Consider the following 21129-nt stretch of genomic DNA (forward strand, 5'->3'; position numbering starts at 1 on the left):
TACTGCCTAATAAGGTACAAATTAGGTATAGTTATATTCATTTACAACTTTATATAAAATGATACCATAGTGCTACCATTTGATACCATTGTGCAAATGCCAGCACCCCTGTAAACTTAAATTAGTGCTACCAATTATAACGTAAAAATATGACCACTATTTCAAAACCTACTTTTAAAGAAAAGTACGACAACTTTATTGGCGGCAAATTTGTCCCTCCGGTAAAAGGTGAATATTTCGAAAACATATCACCTATTGATGGCAAGGCATTTACCAAAGCGGCGCGGTCCGGCAAAGAGGATATTGAGCTTGCTTTGGATGCTGCGCATGCCGCGTTCGCTACGTGGGGCAAGTCGTCAGCAGCTTACCGGGCATCTATCCTGAATAAGATTGCCGATGTTATTGAAGCTAACCTGGAGTACCTTGCAATTGTTGAATGTATTGACAATGGCAAGGCTATCCGCGAAACAAGGGCTGCCGACCTTCCTTTGGTTATTGACCATTTCAGGTATTTTGCCGGCGTTATCCGTGCCGAAGAAGGCGGAATTTCTGAACACGACGAATATACCGTTAGCATTTGCCTGCACGAGCCAATAGGGGTAGTTGGGCAGATCATCCCATGGAATTTTCCGTTATTAATGGCTACCTGGAAAATAGCGCCTGCACTTGCTGCCGGTAACTGCTGCGTGGTAAAACCTGCCGAGCAAACGCCAACATCCATAATGATACTGATGGAGTTGATAAAAGATATTTTGCCGCCGGGCGTATTAAATATAGTTACCGGTTTTGGCCCTGAAGCAGGCAAGCCACTGGCCTCATCGCCACGAATTGCCAAAGTATCTTTTACTGGCGAAACCACCACAGGCCGTTTAATTATGCAATATGCTTCAGAGAACCTGATCCCGGTTACCATGGAGCTGGGGGGCAAATCGCCGAATATTTTCCTTGAATCTGTTGGCGATGCCGATGATGCGTTTTTTGATAAGGCGGTAGAAGGGGCGGTGATGTTTGCACTTAACCAAGGCGAAGTTTGTACCTGTCCGTCGCGGATCCTGGTACATGAAAATATTTATGATAAGTTTATATCGCGGGTAATTGAAAGAACAAATGCCATAAAAATGGGTAACCCGCTTGATGGTGATACTATGATGGGGGCGCAGGCTTCGAACGATCAGTATGAGAAGATCCAGTCGTACCTTAAAATAGGAAAAGAAGAAGGTGCAAAAGTGCTTTGCGGCGGCGAAATTAAAAAAATGGATGGCGAACTTGGCGGCGGTTATTATATCCAGCCTACGCTGTTTAAGGGCCATAACAAAATGCGCATTTTCCAGGAAGAGATTTTTGGCCCGGTTGCCTGCGTTACCACCTTTAAAACTACGGAGGAAGCTATAGCGATAGCAAATGATACACTTTACGGGCTTGGTGCAGGTGTGTGGACAAGGGATGCACATGAGATTTACCAGGTTCCGCGCGCCATACAGGCAGGCAGGGTTTGGGTAAATAATTACCATGCTTACCCTGCACATGCACCATTTGGCGGGTATAAAAAGTCGGGTTTTGGCCGCGAGAACCACAAGATGATGCTGGGCCATTACCGGCAGACAAAAAACATGCTGATCTCGTACAATAAAAACAAACTGGGCTTTTTTTAGTAGCTGATTGATTTAAGAAGGGCTTTACCCTGACTTTGCGCTCCGTTCCGCATTTTGCGGGGCGGAGTTAGCCCGGTGTAAGGTTCCTATCAGTATCTTTAAAAAACCATTATGACTAAAAGAGTATTAGTAAACCCCGAAGCATCAGCGCTTATAGCCGAATTAAAAGGCCGTTTCGGCGATCTTATGTTTCACCAAAGCGGCGGATGTTGTGACGGCTCATCGCCCATGTGTTTCGAAAAAGGCGAATTTAAGCTGGGTGGCAGTGATGTAAAGCTGGGCACCATAGATGACTGTGAGTTTTGGATGAGCAAAGATCAGTTTGAATACTGGCAGCATACCCAGCTAACCATCGGTGTTACCAAAGGCCGCGGCTCCAGCTTTTCAATAGAGATTCCCACCGGCTTCCGTTTCATGATCCATTCAAGATTGTTTACTGATAATGAAATAAAAGATCTAGAACCAGTAAGCTTTTTTGAAGATTAGCAGTTGCCAACATTACTTTTGCATCTGTTTACAACAAAAGTTACTCCCCTGTGTTGTAAGGCAAAAGTGTATTTTGCGCTATGAAAGATATAATTGAAGGGTGGTCTGGCCGGATCCAGCCGCTGGTATGGAACCTGATTATTGTGGCAGCTGCTGTAATAATTGGCCTGGCAGTTAAATTTACCATAAAAGCTATACTTAACTACAATAAAAAATATACCGACTACTCGCTTTTTCGCAGCATTATAATGTATTTCAGCCGGCCCATGAACCATTTTGTGCCGCTGTTTATGCTGAACCTGATGGAGCCGCTGATGGTGCTTGACAAAAGGTCTGATCTCTTATTTTCACGTACTGCAGAAATCGCACTGATTATATCCTTTTCAATCGTTTTAATAAGCGCCATCAATATTTTTGAGGACTATATTTATCACACCTACGATCTTAATAAAGAGGACAACCTGAAGGAACGCAAGATCCGCACACAAATGCAGTTTGTAAGGCGGTTGCTGGCCTCCATCATCATATTTATAACCATAGCTGTTATATTGCTAAGTTTTGACAGCGTACGCAAAATTGGTGCAGGGCTACTTACAGGTGTTGGCGTTGGCGGGATAATTATCGGTTTTGCTGCACAAAAATCGCTGGGGAATTTGCTTGCCGGTTTCCAGATCGCATTTACTCAACCTATCCGCATTGATGATGTGCTGGTGGTGGAAGGTGAATGGGGCAGAGTAGAAGATATAACCCTTACCTATGTAGTGCTTAACATCTGGGATCAGCGCAGGCTTATACTGCCCATCAACTATTTCATTGAAAAGCCCTTTCAAAACTGGACCCGTTCAACTTCGGAGATCCTTGGAACGGTTTTTTTATACCTTGATTATAATACGCCTATTGACGCTTTACGCACTGAGTTTGAGCGGCTGCTTACCACCACGCCTTTATGGGATAAGCGTGTAAAGGTGATCCAGGTTACCGACACAAAAACTACTTGTATTGAAGTAAGGGTACTGGTGAGTGCCCGCAACTCATCACAGGCGTTTGATCTTCGCTGTTATGTACGGGAAAATTTGGTGAAGTTTATAAAAGACAATCACCCCGAAAGCCTGCCATTGAACCGGCTAAAATTAAATAATCCGGATACTGAGCAACCCGCCGGCACAGGCATTTAATGTATTTACTTTAACGCTATCCCTGTGTTTAAATCAATCTGCTCAGTTTTTGCAGAAATGTTTCTGATAATGTCATCCAACTCGTATGCACAGGTTAACAGGTGTTCTATCAGCTGGTTTTCTTCATCGTCATTATTAGGAAAATCCCTGATGAGGTCCGCAAGCCCTATAATTTTGGTGAGGGGAGCCCGCACTACGTGCGATTGCATCCAGGCTATCTCGAGTAATTTTTCATTTTGTTTTTCAATGGCCTTAATATAGTTCAACCGCTCAGTTATATCCCTTATCACGCCAATCATCCTGATAGGCTTCCCCGTTTCATTCCTTACAATGTAGCCTGTGCCTTCAACATCCGCATAGCTGCCATCGGCCTTTTTAAAACGGTATTCCACACTCCAATTGTCCTTCATTTCGTCTTTTAACGTCTCCAGTAAACTATCCAGTATCCTCTCTTTATCTTCCGGATGTACTTGTGAAGCCCAGCTATAAGATGTATATTCAGCCTTGCTGTCAAATCCAAACATCCTGAAAAAGCCATTACCCCATTTTATGGCATCTTCAATTATGTTCCAGTCAAAAATAGCATCATTGGTTGCTTTGTTCACGTATTCGTAACGCTCATTACTTATTTTTAACGCGGTTTCTGCATTCTTCAGGTCGGTAATATCCAGGCCAATGCATTGAACTTCGGTAGTTTGGTTGTTTGAATTGGCAAGGCCTATAAAATGCCATAAAGTTGGTTTAGGGCTGCCGTTTGGCTGTATTTTATCAAACTCTACCTGGTAAACCTTATTGGGATTTTCAATGCACTTTTTCAATATATCCCGTACCAGTTGATGGTGATATGGCTGGACCGTTACTGTGGCAAGTGTATTGGGAATATCCTTATCTTTTAATATCCAGCCAAAGTCCTCCAGGTATTTCTTGTTGTAGTATGTATATCTTCCCTCCAAATCAATCCGGATCACATAGCTGGTTTGCGAATCAGCAAGTGCTCTGAGGCGCGATTCGCCTGACTGCAGTTCTTGCTGTGTTTTTTTGCTTTCCGTAATATCCAAACAGGCCCCTATCATTTCTACCGGCACACCGCTCGCGTCAGATTTTAGCTTGCCCCAGGATTTTAGATACCGCATTTCGCCGTTAGGTCTTATTATTCTCTCCTCAAATTCAACATCTTGTTTGGAATTTAACACATTGGAAATGATGTTATAAACTCTTTCCCGGTCATCGGGGTGCAGTAATTCCTGATACCCTTCAAACGTTGCTTTAAAGTCTTTTTTGTTTAAGCCATATATTAGATAAAGGCTGTCAGACCAGCTCACGATGTTGTTTTGCACATCCCAGCGCCAGTTGCCAAAATGGGCCAGTTCCTGGCTTTGCGTCATTAAAACACTCGCGTCTGCTATTATTTCAGCCCGCTGCCTGTTCTCTAAAATAACCTTTAATATAGCGGTTACCCGTTCAATAACCTTAAGCTCTTCTTCATCGGGCTTTTTGGGCTTGTTGTAATACAGGCCTAATGTAGCCAATACTTCTCCTTCCGAATTAATGATAGGGTGCGACCAGCAGGCCTGCAAGTCGTATTTTGATGCGATCTGTTTATAATCGGCCCACCGCGCATCGTTTGCAATGTCACTTACAATTACTTTCTTTTTTAAAAACGCGGCTGTACCGCATGATCCTGTATTGTCATTAACCGGAAGGTTTTCAATTGTGGCAAGATAATGCGGCGATAACGACGGCGCTGCCCAGTTATGCAGCCTGTTACCCTTAACCTGCATAATAGAACATTTCATCTGTGGAAAAAGCGCTTCGATCCCCTCCAGGTAATAAGATAAAATTTCCTGTATGGTTACATTACTTTTGGAGTTTAGCTCCAATACATTTTTTTCCAAGTATTCAAGATTGCTAAGCCTTTTGGGTACGGTAATATCCAGCATAAGGCCTCTTAACCATTTCCTTTTATTATTGTCAGTAGTTATAGCAACAATGTCTTTTATCCATATGGTACTGCCATCAGCTTTAATCATTCTGTATTCTGACGAATAACTTTTTTCTTTGCCCGATTTTAAGTTTACATAGTTTAAAACTTCATCCCTGTCGCCCGGATGAATATGGTTTTCCCAAAAGTGAGGTTCGGTTAGCCATTCATTTGTAGAGAACCCCAGGATTTGTTTTGCGTGATCGCTCACAAAAGTAAACCTTAGCGTATCTGCGTCTGCTTCCCAAACTATCCCTTCAATGGTTTGCAACAATGAATAAAACTGGTTTAACGATTCTGTTAGTGCCTGTTCGGAATTTTTCCTGGTAATAATATCGCTGGTATGATCCAATATCGAACAAAGGATGAAAGCTACTTCATTATCATCATCAAGAATGGGCGCGTGATCTATCTCCCAGTACCTGGTTTCTTTATCCCCTGCGCTGTTTACAGAAACTGTATAAGCGCTAACCGGAATCTTGTCAGCTTTTTTATGGACAACAACCTTTTCCAGTGATGTTGCCCAGTCGGAGATGTCGTGAAAACCAGCAAGACCCAGGAAACTTTTGCCCACTAATTGTTCCCGTTTATAACCATTTAACGCAAGATAAGCTTCATTTACATCAACTATTGAAAAGTCCGGAACTTCCGGCAGCAATACCATCATCGGAACCGATGATGATTTAAATATTTGGTTGAGTTGTTTTTCGCTTATCATACACGCTATCTGATCGGCATATTGTTTAATGTTAATTGGTTAAGCGCCCCGATATAATCTATATACGAAGCTTTTAAAATAAGGTTTAAATAAGGGTTAATAAATATACAGAACTTTTGCCTAAAAGTTTTAAAGTTAAAAAGATGACCTCCAAAATGTTACCATAAATAGTTAAAACAATTTTTCTGCTACCTGATTTATTCGCATTTTTACGGCTCATTTTAATTATAAATCAACACATTAAGCAATTATAAAACAATGGGCAAAGTAATTCTTGTAACGGGCGCATCATCAGGCATAGGATTGGCCTGTGCTACAGCGCTCCAGGCAAAGGGGCATACGGTTTATGGTTCGTCGCGCGATTTAAAACGCATGAAATCAGTACCATTTAAACCCATTGAATTGGATGTTACTGATGATGCTTCGGTAAACGCAGCCATTGATAAGATCATTAAAGCCGAGGGCAGGATTGACGTGCTGGTTAATAATGCAGGCAATGGTGTTACCGGCCCTGCCTACGCCATGCCTGTTGAAAGTGCCAAACAACAGTTTGAAGTTAACTTTTTCGGCGTGGTACGGGTAAGCAGCGCTGTGCTGCCGCACATGATTGCGGTAAAAAACGGGTTGGTGGTAAACATCAGTTCACTGGCCGGGTTGTTTGGCTTGCCTTATCAAAGCATGTATAGCGCATCAAAATACGCTATTGAAGGTTACTCGCAAAGCTTGCGGATGGAGCTTCGCAACACGGGCATAAAAGTTACCCTTATTAACCCCGGCGACTTTAAATCGGATTTTACGCAAAACCGCGCTAAAGTCCCTTTCCCAATAAAAAACGAAATGCTGGAGAAGGAGTATAATACCGCTGTTGCCGCCATGGAAAAAGATGAAAGCATAGGTGCTAATCCTGAAGTAATTGGTAAAAAACTTTGCCAGATAGTAGATTCGTCAAGCCCTGCGCATCGCTACCTGGTAGGTGCGTTTGCCCAAACCATTGCATCAACACTAAAAAGCATATTACCTGGCGGATTATTCGAAAAATTAATGAACGACCATTACGGCATAAAATAATTTATCGGTAAAGAATTAACAGCCTTAAAAAGCTATTAATTCTTTTGCTGGTATTTATAATGTAACTGCTTTAATGTTTCTGTCGAATCATCATCGGTTGAAATACCATAGCCGGAAACTAAAATTCCTTTCACTCCGGATGCTGACGCCAGTGCATAAACGGTAGCCTCATCGGCCGGGTCAGACGGGCCTTCATAACGGTACAGATCTACTATTTCAAACTCATCTGCCGGGTATAGTTGTTCGCCAGCCACAAAATGATTTTCTTTTAAATTCAGGTCAAGGGTATAGCCTTGTTTTTTTAGCTGCTCAATGGCTTCACTTACCGTGGCGTAATGAAATTGCTGTTTCATGTAATAGAATTAATGTTGAGGTAAAGTTAACCAGAAAACCCGAGTTAGCTAAACAAGGTTTTAAATTCCGGCGGTTTGTATATTTGGGCAACAAAGGCAAATTAAAGTAATCCGGTAAAAACTTAACAATGATTACATCAATCAACAATGCGGAACACTATACCTGGGGCGATCAATGCGACGGCTGGCACTTGTTAAAGTCGCCCTCGCTGAGCGTGATACAGGAAAAGATGCCGCCCTTAACAGGAGAGCAATTGCATTACCATAGTAAGGCCCAACAGTTATTTTACATTCTGTCGGGTACGGCTACCTTTGAAGTGAAGGGCGAGGCAATTATTGCAGAGGCTAATCAATCAATTCATATAATGCCGGGCATTAAACACCGCATTTTAAATAATGGCGATACCGACCTGCACTTCCTGGTGATCTCGGAACCAAAGGCACATGGCGACAGGATAAATCTACAGTAACAGAGTTTGGCAGTTAGCGAAAATAAATGCCACCGGTTAAAACTTATTTGTCTTTTCGATATTATATCAGGAAAAAAAACCTGCCATGAGAAGATTATATTTCCCTTCGCTTATTTTAGTATTGCTTTGCTTAAGCAGCTGTTCAGTAATTGGCGGCATTTTTAAAGCCGGTGCCGCCGTAGGCATTATATCGGTTATTGTAGTAATAGCCATTATCATCTGGATCGCATCTATGTTCAGAGGCAAATAGCAAAAGGTCGTCCTGGTTATACCATGCGGTATGACCAGGACGCACAAACGCTACCCTTTACGCCGCTTTTGGCAACTTGTGGTAAGTGTAATACGATGCCGCTAAAAACGCTAAAAATATAACCGGCATTATCCTGATAGAAAATGGATCACCGGATGCTGAATGCGCAATAAATGCAGATACAAATACGATGAAGAACCCGGCATAAGCCCATTCTTTTACCTTTACACCAAGCGGTGCCAGCAACGCTATAGCGCCAATCACCTTGGCTATGGCCAGTTCAATCCTAAAATAAGACGGAAACCCTAAGTGCGCGAATCCCTGTGCCATTGCAGGTTGCGTTAAATAAGCATAGGCGGAATAGGTCATCATTAAGGCAACTATTGATGTGGTAACCCAATAAGTAATTTTTAAAGCTTTCATTTTTGTTTATATTATTTTCGTCAAAAATACCTACCTTTAGTATCAAAAGTATAGTACTATCCCAAAGGATATTGCTATGCTTTGGGATAGTAAAACATTAGTATATGCCGACTGCTTTCGAAAATATGGACCATAGCTCCGAGGCCTGCAATGCCAGCGCCCTTGCTATAAAAGATGCACTATACGTTTTAAGCGGCAAATGGAAACTACCGCTGATAATGACATTAACAGGCGGCCCCAAACGGTTTAATGATATCCAGCGTTCGCTCGACGGCATAACACCAAAAATATTGTCGAAGGAATTGCGTGAACTGGAAATGAACGAATTTGTTATTCGTAAAGTGTCGCCTACTATTCCGGTTTCGGTATTGTACGAACTTACCCTATACAGCAAATCGTTAGAAAAGGTTTTGGAAGAATTGAGGAACTGGGGTATGCAACACCGCGAGCGGATTGTAAAAGGTATGCGAAAAGCGCCCGCATCTTAATTATAAATTAGCGGTCGGTGCTTTTAAAAACTCTTCGGGCACTTCAATGCCCGCAATTATCAAACGTTATTAATTTTTCTTTCTGGAAAGGATAAGCGGCATTTGCCAGAAGCTGAACGTCCGCAACAAAAATCCCACTTTTTTACGGCGGGATCTTTATTTTACAAGTAGCTGCTTATGATTTTGGGTGCGGTGATAAGTCAAAGGGGACAACAACCTTAAAACTTACGTTGCGGCCCATGTTGAATATACCAGGCTGAACGCCCGCAGGTACATTTGCGTTATCAAAATACTTAAGCCGGCTCATATTGCTTTGGTAGTTAACGTTGCCAAGGTTGGTGCCTTCAATAAATAATTTCATTACCGGTTTGCCGCTTGAATTCACAACCTCGGCGCCAATGCCTGCGCTTAACAGGTTATATCCGGCTGTGTAGGTTTCGGTACCATAAGCTGCAAAAAACCTGTCCTGTGCGCTGAAGTGGTCAAACCCGAAAAATGCATAGATATTTTTTAAATTGCTGAATCCTTTGCTAAAATTGGCCTTTAGTTCTGAATGGCTGTGCAGCGGCGGGATGAATGGCAAATATTTTAAACTATCGGCAACGCGGCCGCCGGTACCCAGGTTTTGCCCGTAAGTTAATGCCAGTGAGTTTTCAAAATGTAGCCAGCTAATGGGGTGAACATCCAGGCTGATTTCGCCGCCATTTATTCTTGCTTTACTTTGTACATAAGTAAAAGTATTGTAGCCCTGAGTAATAACCGGCGATCCGTCTGCATTTAACTCCTGCTGCTGAAAAATATAGTTTTGAATGTTGTTGTTGAACAATTCTACACTGAAGGATACATTCGGCAGGGTTAAGAACGCGCCGATATCTTCCTGGGTGCTAAATTCAGGTTTAAAGTTATTGTTGCCTACGTGGTAAATTTGCGAGCCCGGATCGGGGCCGTTTGCAGAAAGTTCCGCAATGCTTGGCGCCCTAAAGCCGCGGGCAATATTAGCTTTCAGCAAAAAATGATCTGAGAAATTGTAGGCACCGCCAAAGCTTCCGTTAAAACCGGTAAATGTTTTATTTAAAGCAGCAAACTGGGGCACTACGTTTGGAGCATTATTAGGATCGCTCCCGGTATACAACTGCGGAAATTTACCTGCCGCAGTATCAATGTAAGCTGCCTGCCCGTGGAATGAACGACTGTCAAACCTGCCGCCTGCTGAAAGGTCGAGTTTGCCGAAACTCTTCTTCATAATAAGAAAAGGGCCAATATCAAACTGGTGATAAGCCGGGATTGGAAAATCTGTAGCGTCGCCTATCGTGTTGTTTTGGTATTGGCCGTTTATGCCGGCGGTAGTTTCATAACCCTTACCCAAATTAAAGTTGTATTTAACATCATAGGTATAAGTGCTTAAATGCAGGTTAAGCCCTGCTACGCCGGCATCTTCCGGGTGGGTGTATTCTCTGCGGTGGCTATACTGGTAACCCAGGTTTACAATCAGGTTGCCGCTGCCCAGGTTAAAATTACTATTGTTGTAGATACGATAAAGCTGCACATGCTGATGTAAAACAGGGATGTTATATGAATTTAACTCCGATGGAGAAACTACCTGGCGCGAAAGATCGTCTTCGGTAACCTGTTTGGTGAATTTACGGGTAAGTGAATCGCGACTGCCATCAGGAATGGCCTGCTGATCATCAAACACCGAGGCATTTAAATAAGATGTTCCCCATGATTTGTTTAAGCCGATCATAAAGCGGGCATCCTTTTCTTTAAAATTAGTAGCATATACCCGGCCATCGTGCTGATTCTGGTAATCTTTTGCTTCTTTTGCAGAAAGGATAGTACCCCAAACCAGGCCATTATTATTACCATACAGCCTGAAAGAACCATTAAGCAAGCCCTCATTGGTACCATAAGTTCCCTGTATCGAACCCAGTACCTTTCCATCAGGAACAGGCGAAGGCGTAATAAGGTTCACAACCCCGCCGATCGCGTCTGATCCGTAAGATAAGCTGGCCGGGCCTTTGATAACCTCCACCCTGTCAATCGAGTTCTGATCAATCTCCACACCGTGCTCGTCACCCCATTGCTGGCCTTCCTGGCGAATACCGTCCTGCAGGGTAACGACACGGTTATAGCCTAAACCGTGTATAAATGGTTTTGAAACGTTTGGGCCGGTAGTTACAGCACTTACGCCCGGCAGGTTTGCTATCATATCTATGGCATTTCCTGCACCGGCACGCTGATCAAGATACGTTTTACCGACCGCTACCATTGGTACGGGGTTCCGTTTTATCTCAGTTGCTTTGCTTACACCGGTTATAACTACCTCGCCGGCTTCCAGCGAAGAGGTCTGCAACTGAATATCAAGTGTGGTTGTTTTTCCAAAGTCAACCCGCTGGTTAAAAGTGGCATAACCAAGGTAAGTAACCTGCACCAGGTAAACGCCCTTTGGTAAATTATCCAGTTTATAATGGCCATTTACATCGGTAATTGTGCCGTGCCGTAAATCGGGCACGTTAACCGTAGCGCCTATAATTGGTTTTCCGTCGGCCTTGTCAGTTACGGTGCCCGTTATGGTAGTTCCGGCATCTTCTGTCTTTGTTAGTACTGCGGCATTTGCGGTCACAATGACCGATAAAAGTAACACCAGTAAGCTTAATATTCTTATCTTAAATTTCATTTTGTTAGCATAGAAATTGAACAATTGATCCTGATTTTGTTCCTGTGAGGGCTAATTCAGATTATGGGAACAGGCTCTTTTAAACAGGCAGATCATTATTTGGTATTTAAAAGCATTCCGCTTTTAACGTAAGCGAAGAAATTAACAACAAGGCGGTGCGCGGCCACCGGCAAGGATAAGCGATAAGCTTGTAAAGCTATACACCGGCGATTTATAAACGTAATCAGCTACAATAACAGGGGTAAAACTTACCTGCCCGTTTATGGCCATATTGTTATGATGCATAGCATCGCAAACGCGGCACTTCTCGGTAAGAGTTTGTTTGGACTGCTGGTGCGAATAAGTATGTTTTGATCCCTGTATCAGCTTGTGCTGGTGGGCATATACCATATACTGACCTGTGATAAAGCAGATCAGCAATACCCATGAGCGGATAATATGGTATTTATTTACTTTCAAATCAGTTACTTTTTTACAGTAAGCCGCAAAAGTAAGCATTTAAATGGTTAGAGAAGGTAACATTCTTGTTTAAATGCAACAAAATTGCTATTCCGGTTCAACGTTGATAGTTCATGGTTCTTTGCGGAATAAAAGAAGGCTGATTTACCGTTATCCATAAACCCAGACAATTGCTGCCTCCAAAAACCATCAACCACTAACCATGAACTATCGCCCTGAACTTTTTACCATGAACCATGAACGATGAACCATGAACTAAACTATATTTGCCACTGTGAAACCAGCTGAGATCAATTTAAAATGGAGCGCACTACAACAACGCATTGCAGACGAGTTTGATAACGAAAAACCCGACTTAAAGGTGATGTTGTTTCTTATCGGGGTGCAGGAACTGGGGCAGGGCCCCCGCAAGTTCAGTAAACGCCAAAAGGAAGAGCTGATGCACATAGCCAATTGTAAGCTTTTTAGCAAAATGGGGTTCTATGAGCTGGAAGGATTGGACCAGGATGGCTGGCCGCATTGGAAACGGGTGGGCGTTATCCCCAACTACACCTTGCTGGAGCAGGAAATGGTATTGAAATCATTGATGATTGATTATTTCCAGGAACTGGGCATGGTTGACGGTGAAGAGGCTGATAATCCACAACTATAAGATTTGTTAACTTAAATATGAAAAGACTTTTTACCACTGCTCTATTTTTGATGGCTGTTACTATCGCTTTTGCCAAAGGGCCGAAGAATCAGTATGTGCGCATCAAAACAAGTTATGGCGATTGTATCATCCGCTTGTATAACGAAACCCCAAAACACCGCGATAACTTTATAAAACTTGTAAAAAAAGGGTTTTATAATGGAACGCTGTTTCACAGGGTGATCCAGAATTTTATGATCCAGGGTGGCGACCCGGATTCAAGGGATACCAGTAAAGCAAAGCCCGGTGCAGAACTTGGCAATGGCGATGTTGGCTACACTGTTCCGGCTGAATTTAGGGATAGCCTTTTTCATAAACGCGGTGTATTGGCGGCGGCAAGGGATGATAACCCGGCAAAAGCATCAAGCGGTTGCCAGTTTTATATTGTGGAAGGCAAGCGCTTTACTGATGGCAAAATGGATACCCTTGAAAACACACGCTTAAAAGGGTTTAAAATACCTGCATGGCAAAGAGAATATTACAAATCAGTTGGTGGTGCGCCTCATCTTGATCATGGTTACACCGTTTATGGCGAAGTGGTATCCGGCATTGACATGGTAGACAGGATTGCTGCGGTTAAAAAAGATGAAAGGGATCGCCCGGTAGAAAACGTGGCTATGACGGTTGAACTGCTGAGCAGCAAGGAATGCAAGCAACTGGATGCAATGCTGTTTCCCGGGAACAAATAAAATCCGAATGAAAATCATCACCTATAATGTTAACGGTATCCGGTCGGCAATAAACAAAAACTGGCTGGCCTGGCTGCAGGCTACTGATGCAGATGTGGTTTGCCTGCAGGAAATTAAGGCGACACCTGATGTACTGACCGATTTAAAACTTGTTGAGGATTTAGGCTACCAACACTACTGGTATCCTGCCGAAAAGAAAGGATATAGCGGCACGGCTATTTTTACCAAACAAACCCCTAAGCATATTGAATACGGCTGCGGAATCAGCGATTTTGACCGCGAAGGCCGCAACATCAGGGTTGATTTTGATGAGGTGTCAGTGATGAGCGTTTATTTCCCGTCGGGTTCAAGCGGGGAGGAACGTCAGGCCTTTAAGTATCGTTTTTTAGATGAGTTTGGCCGCTACCTGGAGCTGCTGCAATCACAATGCCCTAAATTGGTAGTATCCGGCGATTATAACATTTGCCACAGGCCCATTGATATTCACAACCCCAAATCAAACGCAAATTCATCAGGCTTTTTACCCGAGGAACGCGAGTGGATGGAGAACTTTTTAGAGTCGGGTTATATTGATACCTTCAGGCACATGAACAAAGAGCCGCACAACTATACCTGGTGGAGCTTTCGCGCAAACGCCCGCGCTAAAAACCTGGGCTGGCGGATTGATTATAACATGGCTACCCGCGCACTTGAACAGCACATTAAAAGAGCCGCCATATTACCCGAGGCACGGCATTCAGACCATTGCCCGGTATTGCTTGAGCTGGAGTTTTAAAAAGGAGCAACACTTATATGATCGCGGTGGGTTCCCCCATTGGCAAAAGCCCTCCTAGCCCTAACCCATGTTCTGTTCCGCGGAACGCGTGTGAACAAGTGGAACAGACGGAACAAGTGGAACAGGCTTTTAAAGTAATTTCCCAGGTGAAATATTCCGGTCAGGAAACTAATCGAAGTAGCGCGTCACGTCGCCGGGAACTTGGGCAACGTTTTTACAGGAACTCAATAAAATGCTCGGTAAACTATCGAAGTTTACCCTCAGCGCTTTCAAAATCGCTAATTTTCATTACGGCAAATTTAATTTAAAAACCCCATCAAGCTAAGTCATCGTAGCCTAGCCTAAAAATACTTTGAGCGATTGCAACATTTCTATTACAATAAATAAGGTATTTTTTCGTCTTCAAGCTTTCAACCGTACAATTTGCCCAATGGCTTTTCAAAAATCACTCTTCATATTAGGGGCATTCATGGCTTTCCTCGTGGCCTGCAAAAAAAACAATGGTGCTGACGTACCTGCAAATGCTCTTGATCCCTTGCAGCCCGGCGGCGGCAAAACGTCCTGGTGGCAACCTGCGGCGGGTGCCGGGTTCGACTGGCAGCTCGACGACATCAGCAGCACCTCCAATTTTGCCGCTGAAGTGGTAGATGTGGACGCCTTTACCACCAGTGCCGAAACTGTAGCAGCGTTACACGCCAAAGGAAAAAAAGTAATTGCCTACCTTTCAGTCGGAACGCTTGAAAACGACCGGGGTGATGCTTCATTGCTTCCGCCCGAGGTTATCGGAAAACAATACCCGGAGTGGCCGCAGGAAAAATGGCTGGATATCCGCCAGGTAGACAAGCTAAAACCATGGCTCAATTCCAGGTTTAATATGATCATCAAAAAAGGGTTCGATGGCATTGAGCCCGACAACATGGACGGGTACGATAATGACCCCGGTTTTAACATCCAGCTGGCAGATACCCGAAAATATGCAGACTACCTGATCGCGCTTGCACACAGCAACGGCTTATCTATCGGGCAAAAAAATATAAAAGAGTTAACGGCAGATTTTGCGGCTAAATTTGACTGGGCCTTAACTGAAGATGCTTTCGCGCAGGGCTGGCAAAATGAGCTTTCCGCATACATTACGTTAAACAAACCGGTTTTTGCCGTTGAATACACCGACCTGATGTCGCAATCCAAATTCCAGGCTACCGTTTGCCCTGCCGCCCGGCAGCTCAAATACACGGCAATATTAAAAAAGCGCGACCTTTCGCAATGGGTGGATCGTTGTAATTAAGCTGTTGCCCCCCTTAATGCGGGATGTTTTCAAGCCGGCAAAACCTAAATCTGATCGCTCCAGGTCTGTTGGCTTAACGCTATCGGGTAAGCAAGATATCTGTACATACTAAATCAATACCTTATTTTTGTATTAAAAGCCGGCAAATAAAGTAAAATGCCAACTACTGTATTAAGTATATGTTTTCAGAAGTTTTAAAAAGGACAGGCCAATATAGCGACGGAGATATTTTACTTTTCGAGCAGGAAGTGAAACTTAGAAAGGTGCCTAAAGGAGAATTACTACTCAGGGAAGGAGAGATTGCCAGGTCAATTTTCTTTATTAAAAAGGGGGCTATCTATCAATGCGGTCCAAAACCTGGAGCTGAAAAGAACATTATAGACCTGCACACAGAAAATGACTGGGTTTTAAATCACAAAAGCTTTATTTCCCAATCACCATCAGAAAGTATAATCGTTGCGTTTACCGAAAGCGATGTACTGGAAATAAGTATAGAATCCATTCATGATCTTATAAACCGGTCCCCGGCGTTTCTCCAATTGAACAGGATAATAGAACAGGCAACTTCAAGACTTTACTTTTTTGACCATTCACTTACCCCGCTGCAGAAGTATCAATACCTGTTTGAAAACAAGCCCCAGCTGATACAAACGTTTCCCCTGAAATTTATTGCCGGTTTTCTAAAGATCACACCTGAAACGTTAAGCAGGGTTAGGGAAAAATTTGTTAAAAGCAAAAGCAGTTCTTGATTTGAATCAATTGTTTTTAGGATTTATAATATCCACTTTTGGGTAATTAACAGCAACCCAATTACAATAACTCATGGAACCCAGCGCTATATCAATAAGGCCATTTATAGGGGCGAAGAATTTTAACCGGTCAAGAGGCTTTTACAGTGATCTTGGTTTCAGGGAAACTATTTTGAGCCCAGCTTTGTCCTTGTTTCAAACGGATCAATTGGGGTTTTATTTGCAGGATGCTTTTGTAAAAGATTGGGTAGATAACACCATGGTGTTTTTAGAAGTAGATGACGTTGAAAGTTATTGGAACAGGCTATTAGCATTGGATCTGACAAGCAAATATGCAGATGTTAAACTTACGCCCATTCGCGTAGAACACTGGGGCAGCGAATGCTTTTTGCATGACCCATCCGGCATCCTCTGGCATATCGGCGAATTTTCAAAATCTAAATAGTTAAACGGTTCATCCATTACTTCCGGTAATACCACCGTCAGCAACTTTGGTCAAATCTGATGTGGCTTATCCGGCGAAATAAATATTGAAAATTCGGACAAAATACAACCGCCTAAGGCCGCAATCCAAATCAGGACAAATCACCCGGTCTGCTATAATCCTTGCCATTAGTCGCAATCCGCACCTCATTTTGTCATTTTTGCACAGCCTAAAATCCGGAAAGACCATCGATCTTTGTGAGGTCAACAAAATCAATGTCAATTTCAATTACGTTTTATGAAAAGAGTATTTAAAGGAGCTAATGTTCTCAAAACGGTATTAATAATTACGCTGCTTATCTTTACAGTATTACATTCTAACGGGCAACAGCTTAAACCTGCCGCCAGTGGCTATGCGCCTGTTAATGGCATTAAAGTTTATTACGAAGTATATGGTGAGGGTACGCCGCTTGTATTACTCCATGGCGCTTTTATGACTATTGAGGAGAACTGGGGGCAATTGCTCCCTGAGCTGGCAAAAACCAGGAAAGTGATTGCCCTTGAGTTCCAGGGACATGGGCACACACCGTTTTCAGACCGGAAACTTGACGTGGCTGCCCTGGCAAGTGATGTAGATGGGGTAATGAATTATTTAAAGGTTGACAGCGCCGATGTTGCAGGATACAGCATGGGTGGATCAGTGGCTTACCAGCTAACCGTAAATTACCCTAAACGGGTAAAAAAATTGGTGATCATTTCTTCCACTTATAAAAGTACGGGATGGGTGCCCCAAATAGCTGGTGCATTTAAAAACATGAAGCCCGAAATGTTTGCAAATAGCCCGATGAAAGCGGCGTATGATGCCACAGCACCAGACAAAACAAAATGGCCAAGGTTTATAGAACAGATGCTCACTTTTTTAGCTACGTCATTTGACATGGGCGACAGTAACATTGCCAAAATTACTTCGCCGGTTTTGCTCATCTCGGGCGACAATGACGGCCTGGATAAAGTTGAATTGATGAAAACCTATCAATTACTGGGAGGTGGCGTAGCTGCCGATATGCAACCGATGCCAAAGTCGCAACTGGCCGTGGTGCCTTCGCAGGGGCATGTTAGCCTGATGACGCAGACCAAAACAATATCAGGTTACCTGGCTAGCTTTTTAAAGTAACATATCGTATCTACAATCAAGCGGGGAGCTGTTTAATACCTTTGTAGCCCGTAGGGGAATCGAACACGATTAAACCTCATTGACTTACAATACTTTATATGCTTGTCGATGTACTACGCACCGAATTGCTAACCACTTTTTGATGCAGATTAATTACAAATCTTACAATAGGAAGATACAAAAAAGAAGTGATATATTCTAAAATTTGAAGTTTAAATCCCACGTTCATATAGTATAATCAAACACTTTTTGGCGAAGATAGCAGAAGACTTTTTACTAAACTTTAGTGAGACAAGTCATCATTCTTAATGCCACGCTTATTCTTTTTGATCTCCTCTTTGAGCTTACCAAAGCGATAGTTTAAACTCACGGTGAATCTTCTATAATAAACTTGATAATTGCTGGTTTGCATATAATCGGGGCCGGTGAGTTGTTCGTTCACATAACGATATTTGGTAAAAGGATTACTTACGGCTGCTGAAAGAGTTAACTTATTTTGAACGATATCCTTATTCACACTGAAAGATGATGCCGTAAAGCCGTTAGTTCTTCCCAGCGGTAGTAAAATACCAGCCTTCCTGTATGTAAAATCTGCATTGGCACGCCAACCATTATTAAAACTGTAACCACTTGAGGCATATGCATAAGCGTCATAGCCTGAATTTTTGAGTGTTACGTTATCTACAAGCCCATAAAAGGTAACATGTCGAATATCCGTATTCAGGTTAACGTTCCAATGGTCATTGATTTGGTAATTTATATAAATATTGGACTTGAGCACACGGCCTTTACCATAGTTCTCAAAACGTGTAAGCGTTACGTTGGTGGTAGGATCATACGAAGAGAAGGCGTTGATGACTTGGTTAAAGAATAAATACCCCAACGCTATATTATAGGTTAACTTACCTGATTTCAGGTAGCTTAACTGAAATGCGGTGGAGGTAATGGGTTTAAGATTAGGGCTACCGCTTGTTTCAAAATTGGGATTAGATCTGTCGACAAATGGATTTAACTGCGATATTGCAGGACGCTGTATTCTTATTGAATAGGAAAAACTCAAACTGCTGCGATCGTTAAACCTCCTGTTGGCAACGATGGCTGGCAGTACATTTAAATACCTTTGTTGTATTTGGTCGCTACCCTGGCTGTAATCACCATTAATAATAGTTTCTTCTGCCCTAAGACCAGCTTTGAGTTGCCAGTTCGCAGCTTGGTAAGAATAACTATTATAAGCGGCCAGCACATCCTGACCGTTATTGAAAATATTTGAGCCAGTCTGATCCAGGTCATAATTACCAGTTAGCTCGTTCTTTGTTAAATATTGAAAGTCACTTCTATTCTTTCTAAAAATCCCTTTTAGACCCGCCTCCATTGTTATCTTACCAATAGGCTGCACATAATCGGCCTGCACGGTATGTTCGGTCAGGCCCTCGGCGTTGGTCTGATGATAATCAGGATTACTGTAATTGATTTCATTGGACACGTCGATATTATTAAACAAGGAATTGCTATTTTTCAAGTAGCGATAGGAAATGGTTAGGAGCTGATCCTTATTCGCTTTAAAACCCAGCTGATAATTAATAGCAGCATCAAGGCCGTGTCCTTCACTATTATTATCGTTGGTCAGGTTGTACTGTTGTAATTCTGAACCAGTTAGGATAGAAGTTTGAAAAGCCAGCCCTGTCTGTTTATTGCTGTTCCAGTTGAACTGGCCGGAAATCAGATTAAGGGAATCAATTTCATAACTAAGTTCCAGCCCGGCATAGCCCGTATGGCTGTTGCTTTGGTTGGTGCTGTGCTGTTCCAGATTGGTTGGATTGGTTCCTGTAGTTACTCGTATTAGTTCTCCACGGGTTTCAGGTTTGTTATTTCGGCTAATTCCAGCAAGTGTAGACAAACCAAACTTCCCTTCTTTAAAAGTAAAAGCACCGCCTGCGCCTGGGCCGCCTACAGGCCATTTTTCGTTGATATTAATTGAACCGTGATATCCGTTAGCGACGTCTTTATTTGTAATAATATTGATGATTCCTGCCAGTCCTTCCGCATCATATTTGGATGGAGGTGTAGTAATTACCTCGATACTTTTGATGGTTGACGCTGGGATACTGCGTAGCACATCTTTGGGATTTCTTTCCACCATTGCCGATGGCTTGCCGTTTATAAAAACACGGTAGCCCGAACTGCCTTTTAGCAGGATATTGTCATCACCATCTACAGAGAGGTAAGGCACTTTTCGCATCATATCCAATACGCTGCTTACTTTGCTTTGCGGGTCTGCCTGAAGGTCATAAGTGATTCGGTCGGCTTCCTGCCTAATTAATGGACGGGTTCCTGAAATGTTCACGGTGGCCAATTGATGTGGTACCGATTTTAAAACTATATCCTTTAGTTCAACTATTTTCGAATCACTTACTGTGATTTTCATCGTTAAACTGTCTGTTTCGATAGAAGATACGGTCAATAGGTAATCACCTTGTTCATAAACAATTATATTGAACTTCCCACCGGTGTCTGCCAGCGTGGTTGAAATGATTTTGGTGCTACTGACTTTGGCAATTCTCAAAGTAGCCAATTCAACGGGCTTATGATCTACGCCGGTTACCCTGCCTGTAATTGTATAATCAGTTTGCTGTTTTTTTTCCAGTAGAATATTACAGTCGATCTGCCTGAAAGTGAAACCGGTATTTTTTAGTAACTCTTCAAGTGTTTTTTCAACAGTTCGACTATCAGTGGTCAAGTTTAAATCAGACAGCGTTTGCACATCCGATCTGCGATAATAAAATCGTAGCGAAGTTTGTTGTTCTATCTTTTTAAGGCCGCTAACCAGATCCTCGTGATTAAGACCAACCGTAACCTTCTCCGTGTGCATATCCTGTCCTTTGGTTGTGGTGGCGAACAATACCTGTAAAGTGGCTAGAATAATTAATGTGACTACAACGCTGACACGCATTACTTGATGGATAATTTGTTTATTTGATATTAGACACCCGAGGCAGGTATGTAATGCCCCAGGTTTCCGCATTTTTGCAGAAATATTCATACTTTTAAATGTTTTAAGTGACTACAGATTATTTAAAACCCCGGTTCTCCGGGATACCTGTAAGCCGATGACCGTCGGTTTACAGGTTATTTACTTTCTATCC

Annotated in this window: 20 protein-coding genes; 14 read left to right on the forward strand and 6 right to left on the reverse strand. The window is 42.7% G+C overall.

Translation table 11 applies throughout. The features are described 5' to 3' along the window. Positions 1–149: 149 nt before the first annotated feature. From MuYL_RS00625 to MuYL_RS00635, 3 genes are all read left to right on the forward strand, one after another. Positions 150–1652 carry an aldehyde dehydrogenase family protein gene (locus MuYL_RS00625; RefSeq protein ID WP_094568680.1) on the forward strand — a complete coding sequence of 501 codons (1503 nt, stop codon included), beginning with the start codon at positions 150–152 and terminating at the stop codon, positions 1650–1652. A 111-nt stretch (positions 1653–1763) separates the two neighbouring features. Next, positions 1764–2138: a DUF779 domain-containing protein gene (locus MuYL_RS00630; RefSeq protein ID WP_094568681.1), complete on the forward strand. Its 375-nt coding sequence runs from the start codon at positions 1764–1766 to the stop codon at positions 2136–2138. Between the two features lie 80 nt (positions 2139–2218). Further along, the gene (locus tag MuYL_RS00635) at positions 2219–3313 is read left to right on the forward strand and encodes a mechanosensitive ion channel family protein (protein WP_094568682.1); all 1095 of its coding nucleotides are present in this window, start codon (positions 2219–2221) and stop codon (positions 3311–3313) included. 5 nt (positions 3314–3318) lie between these two features. On the opposite strand, the gene MuYL_RS00640 is transcribed toward MuYL_RS00635, so the two are convergent. Next, complete coding sequence (locus tag MuYL_RS00640) at positions 3319–6012, reverse strand: PAS domain-containing protein (protein ID WP_094568683.1); 2694 nt, start codon at positions 6010–6012, stop codon at positions 3319–3321. Between the two features lie 258 nt (positions 6013–6270). Between MuYL_RS00640 and MuYL_RS00645 the strand changes: the two genes are divergently transcribed. Continuing rightward, positions 6271–7080: an SDR family oxidoreductase gene (locus MuYL_RS00645; protein WP_094568684.1), complete on the forward strand. Its 810-nt coding sequence runs from the start codon at positions 6271–6273 to the stop codon at positions 7078–7080. Between the two features lie 35 nt (positions 7081–7115). On the opposite strand, the gene MuYL_RS00650 is transcribed toward MuYL_RS00645, so the two are convergent. After that, positions 7116–7433, reverse strand: coding sequence for a hypothetical protein (locus tag MuYL_RS00650; RefSeq protein WP_094568685.1), 318 nt, complete (start codon positions 7431–7433; stop codon positions 7116–7118). A gap of 128 nt (positions 7434–7561) precedes the next feature. Here MuYL_RS00650 and MuYL_RS00655 point away from each other — a divergent pair, with 128 nt between their 5' ends. Together MuYL_RS00655 and MuYL_RS23070 are read left to right on the forward strand one after the other, a co-directional pair. Further along, positions 7562–7903 carry a cupin domain-containing protein gene (locus tag MuYL_RS00655; RefSeq protein WP_094568686.1) on the forward strand — a complete coding sequence of 114 codons (342 nt, stop codon included), beginning with the start codon at positions 7562–7564 and terminating at the stop codon, positions 7901–7903. Positions 7904–7988: 85 nt separating this feature from the next. Continuing rightward, positions 7989–8153, forward strand: a complete 165-nt coding sequence (locus MuYL_RS23070; RefSeq protein ID WP_157740522.1) for a phosphatidate cytidylyltransferase — start codon at positions 7989–7991, stop codon at positions 8151–8153. A gap of 57 nt (positions 8154–8210) precedes the next feature. Here the strand turns inward: MuYL_RS23070 and MuYL_RS00660 are convergent, their stop codons facing one another. Continuing rightward, positions 8211–8576 (reverse strand): DoxX family protein, encoded by a 366-nt coding sequence (locus MuYL_RS00660; protein ID WP_094568687.1) that lies wholly within the window; start codon positions 8574–8576, stop codon positions 8211–8213. Between the two features lie 104 nt (positions 8577–8680). Here MuYL_RS00660 and MuYL_RS00665 point away from each other — a divergent pair, with 104 nt between their 5' ends. After that, the gene (locus MuYL_RS00665; protein ID WP_094568688.1) at positions 8681–9064 is read left to right on the forward strand and encodes a winged helix-turn-helix transcriptional regulator; all 384 of its coding nucleotides are present in this window, start codon (positions 8681–8683) and stop codon (positions 9062–9064) included. A 175-nt stretch (positions 9065–9239) separates the two neighbouring features. On the opposite strand, the gene MuYL_RS00670 is transcribed toward MuYL_RS00665, so the two are convergent. Both MuYL_RS00670 and MuYL_RS00675 read right to left on the reverse strand, forming a co-directional pair. Next, positions 9240–11741, reverse strand: a complete 2502-nt coding sequence (locus MuYL_RS00670) for a TonB-dependent receptor (RefSeq protein WP_094568689.1) — start codon at positions 11739–11741, stop codon at positions 9240–9242. A 141-nt stretch (positions 11742–11882) separates the two neighbouring features. Continuing rightward, a complete protein-coding gene (locus MuYL_RS00675) occupies positions 11883–12239 on the reverse strand; it encodes a hypothetical protein (protein ID WP_094568690.1) in 357 nt (118 codons plus the stop codon). Between the two features lie 235 nt (positions 12240–12474). Here MuYL_RS00675 and MuYL_RS00680 point away from each other — a divergent pair, with 235 nt between their 5' ends. The 7 genes from MuYL_RS00680 (at position 12475) to MuYL_RS00710 (ending at position 17986) form a co-directional block, all read left to right on the forward strand. After that, positions 12475–12852, forward strand: coding sequence for a hypothetical protein (locus tag MuYL_RS00680; protein WP_094568691.1), 378 nt, complete (start codon positions 12475–12477; stop codon positions 12850–12852). Positions 12853–12869: 17 nt separating this feature from the next. Beyond that, positions 12870–13580 carry a peptidylprolyl isomerase gene (locus tag MuYL_RS00685; protein WP_094568692.1) on the forward strand — a complete coding sequence of 237 codons (711 nt, stop codon included), beginning with the start codon at positions 12870–12872 and terminating at the stop codon, positions 13578–13580. Positions 13581–13587: 7 nt separating this feature from the next. Then, positions 13588–14355 (forward strand): exodeoxyribonuclease III, encoded by a 768-nt coding sequence (locus MuYL_RS00690; RefSeq protein WP_094568693.1) that lies wholly within the window; start codon positions 13588–13590, stop codon positions 14353–14355. Between the two features lie 430 nt (positions 14356–14785). Further along, the gene (locus tag MuYL_RS00695) at positions 14786–15640 is read left to right on the forward strand and encodes an endo alpha-1,4 polygalactosaminidase (protein ID WP_094568694.1); all 855 of its coding nucleotides are present in this window, start codon (positions 14786–14788) and stop codon (positions 15638–15640) included. Positions 15641–15819: 179 nt separating this feature from the next. Further along, positions 15820–16389 (forward strand): Crp/Fnr family transcriptional regulator, encoded by a 570-nt coding sequence (locus MuYL_RS00700; protein ID WP_094568695.1) that lies wholly within the window; start codon positions 15820–15822, stop codon positions 16387–16389. Between the two features lie 73 nt (positions 16390–16462). After that, entirely contained in the window at positions 16463–16834 is a 372-nt protein-coding gene (locus tag MuYL_RS00705) for a VOC family protein (RefSeq protein ID WP_094568696.1), read from the forward strand. Between the two features lie 276 nt (positions 16835–17110). Beyond that, positions 17111–17986 carry an alpha/beta fold hydrolase gene (locus MuYL_RS00710; RefSeq protein WP_094568697.1) on the forward strand — a complete coding sequence of 292 codons (876 nt, stop codon included), beginning with the start codon at positions 17111–17113 and terminating at the stop codon, positions 17984–17986. Between the two features lie 283 nt (positions 17987–18269). Here MuYL_RS00710 and MuYL_RS00715 read toward each other — a convergent pair whose 3' ends face one another. Next, positions 18270–21026 (reverse strand): TonB-dependent receptor, encoded by a 2757-nt coding sequence (locus tag MuYL_RS00715; protein ID WP_094568698.1) that lies wholly within the window; start codon positions 21024–21026, stop codon positions 18270–18272. Between the last annotated feature and the right edge of the window lie 103 nt (positions 21027–21129).

It is taken from the genome of Mucilaginibacter xinganensis (genome assembly GCF_002257585.1).
Taxonomy (GTDB): Bacteria; Bacteroidota; Bacteroidia; order Sphingobacteriales; family Sphingobacteriaceae; genus Mucilaginibacter; species Mucilaginibacter xinganensis.

Excerpts from the sequence above, each read along its gene's own strand:
- MuYL_RS00625 (WP_094568680.1), top strand. The coding sequence starts at position 150 with ATGACCACTATTTCAAAACCTACTTTTAAAGAAAAGTACGACAACTTT.
- MuYL_RS00630 (WP_094568681.1), top strand. The coding sequence starts at position 1,764 with ATGACTAAAAGAGTATTAGTAAACCCCGAAGCATCAGCGCTTATAGCC.
- MuYL_RS00635 (WP_094568682.1), top strand. The coding sequence starts at position 2,219 with ATGAAAGATATAATTGAAGGGTGGTCTGGCCGGATCCAGCCGCTGGTA.
- MuYL_RS00640 (WP_094568683.1), bottom strand. The coding sequence starts at position 6,012 with ATGATAAGCGAAAAACAACTCAACCAAATATTTAAATCATCATCGGTT.
- MuYL_RS00645 (WP_094568684.1), top strand. The coding sequence starts at position 6,271 with ATGGGCAAAGTAATTCTTGTAACGGGCGCATCATCAGGCATAGGATTG.
- MuYL_RS00650 (WP_094568685.1), bottom strand. The coding sequence starts at position 7,433 with ATGAAACAGCAATTTCATTACGCCACGGTAAGTGAAGCCATTGAGCAG.
- MuYL_RS00655 (WP_094568686.1), top strand. The coding sequence starts at position 7,562 with ATGATTACATCAATCAACAATGCGGAACACTATACCTGGGGCGATCAA.
- MuYL_RS23070 (WP_157740522.1), top strand. The coding sequence starts at position 7,989 with ATGAGAAGATTATATTTCCCTTCGCTTATTTTAGTATTGCTTTGCTTA.
- MuYL_RS00660 (WP_094568687.1), bottom strand. The coding sequence starts at position 8,576 with ATGAAAGCTTTAAAAATTACTTATTGGGTTACCACATCAATAGTTGCC.
- MuYL_RS00665 (WP_094568688.1), top strand. The coding sequence starts at position 8,681 with ATGCCGACTGCTTTCGAAAATATGGACCATAGCTCCGAGGCCTGCAAT.
- MuYL_RS00670 (WP_094568689.1), bottom strand. The coding sequence starts at position 11,741 with ATGAAATTTAAGATAAGAATATTAAGCTTACTGGTGTTACTTTTATCG.
- MuYL_RS00675 (WP_094568690.1), bottom strand. The coding sequence starts at position 12,239 with ATGCTTACTTTTGCGGCTTACTGTAAAAAAGTAACTGATTTGAAAGTA.
- MuYL_RS00685 (WP_094568692.1), top strand. The coding sequence starts at position 12,870 with ATGAAAAGACTTTTTACCACTGCTCTATTTTTGATGGCTGTTACTATC.
- MuYL_RS00690 (WP_094568693.1), top strand. The coding sequence starts at position 13,588 with ATGAAAATCATCACCTATAATGTTAACGGTATCCGGTCGGCAATAAAC.
- MuYL_RS00695 (WP_094568694.1), top strand. The coding sequence starts at position 14,786 with ATGGCTTTTCAAAAATCACTCTTCATATTAGGGGCATTCATGGCTTTC.
- MuYL_RS00700 (WP_094568695.1), top strand. The coding sequence starts at position 15,820 with ATGTTTTCAGAAGTTTTAAAAAGGACAGGCCAATATAGCGACGGAGAT.
- MuYL_RS00705 (WP_094568696.1), top strand. The coding sequence starts at position 16,463 with ATGGAACCCAGCGCTATATCAATAAGGCCATTTATAGGGGCGAAGAAT.
- MuYL_RS00710 (WP_094568697.1), top strand. The coding sequence starts at position 17,111 with ATGAAAAGAGTATTTAAAGGAGCTAATGTTCTCAAAACGGTATTAATA.
- MuYL_RS00715 (WP_094568698.1), bottom strand. The coding sequence starts at position 21,026 with ATGAATATTTCTGCAAAAATGCGGAAACCTGGGGCATTACATACCTGC.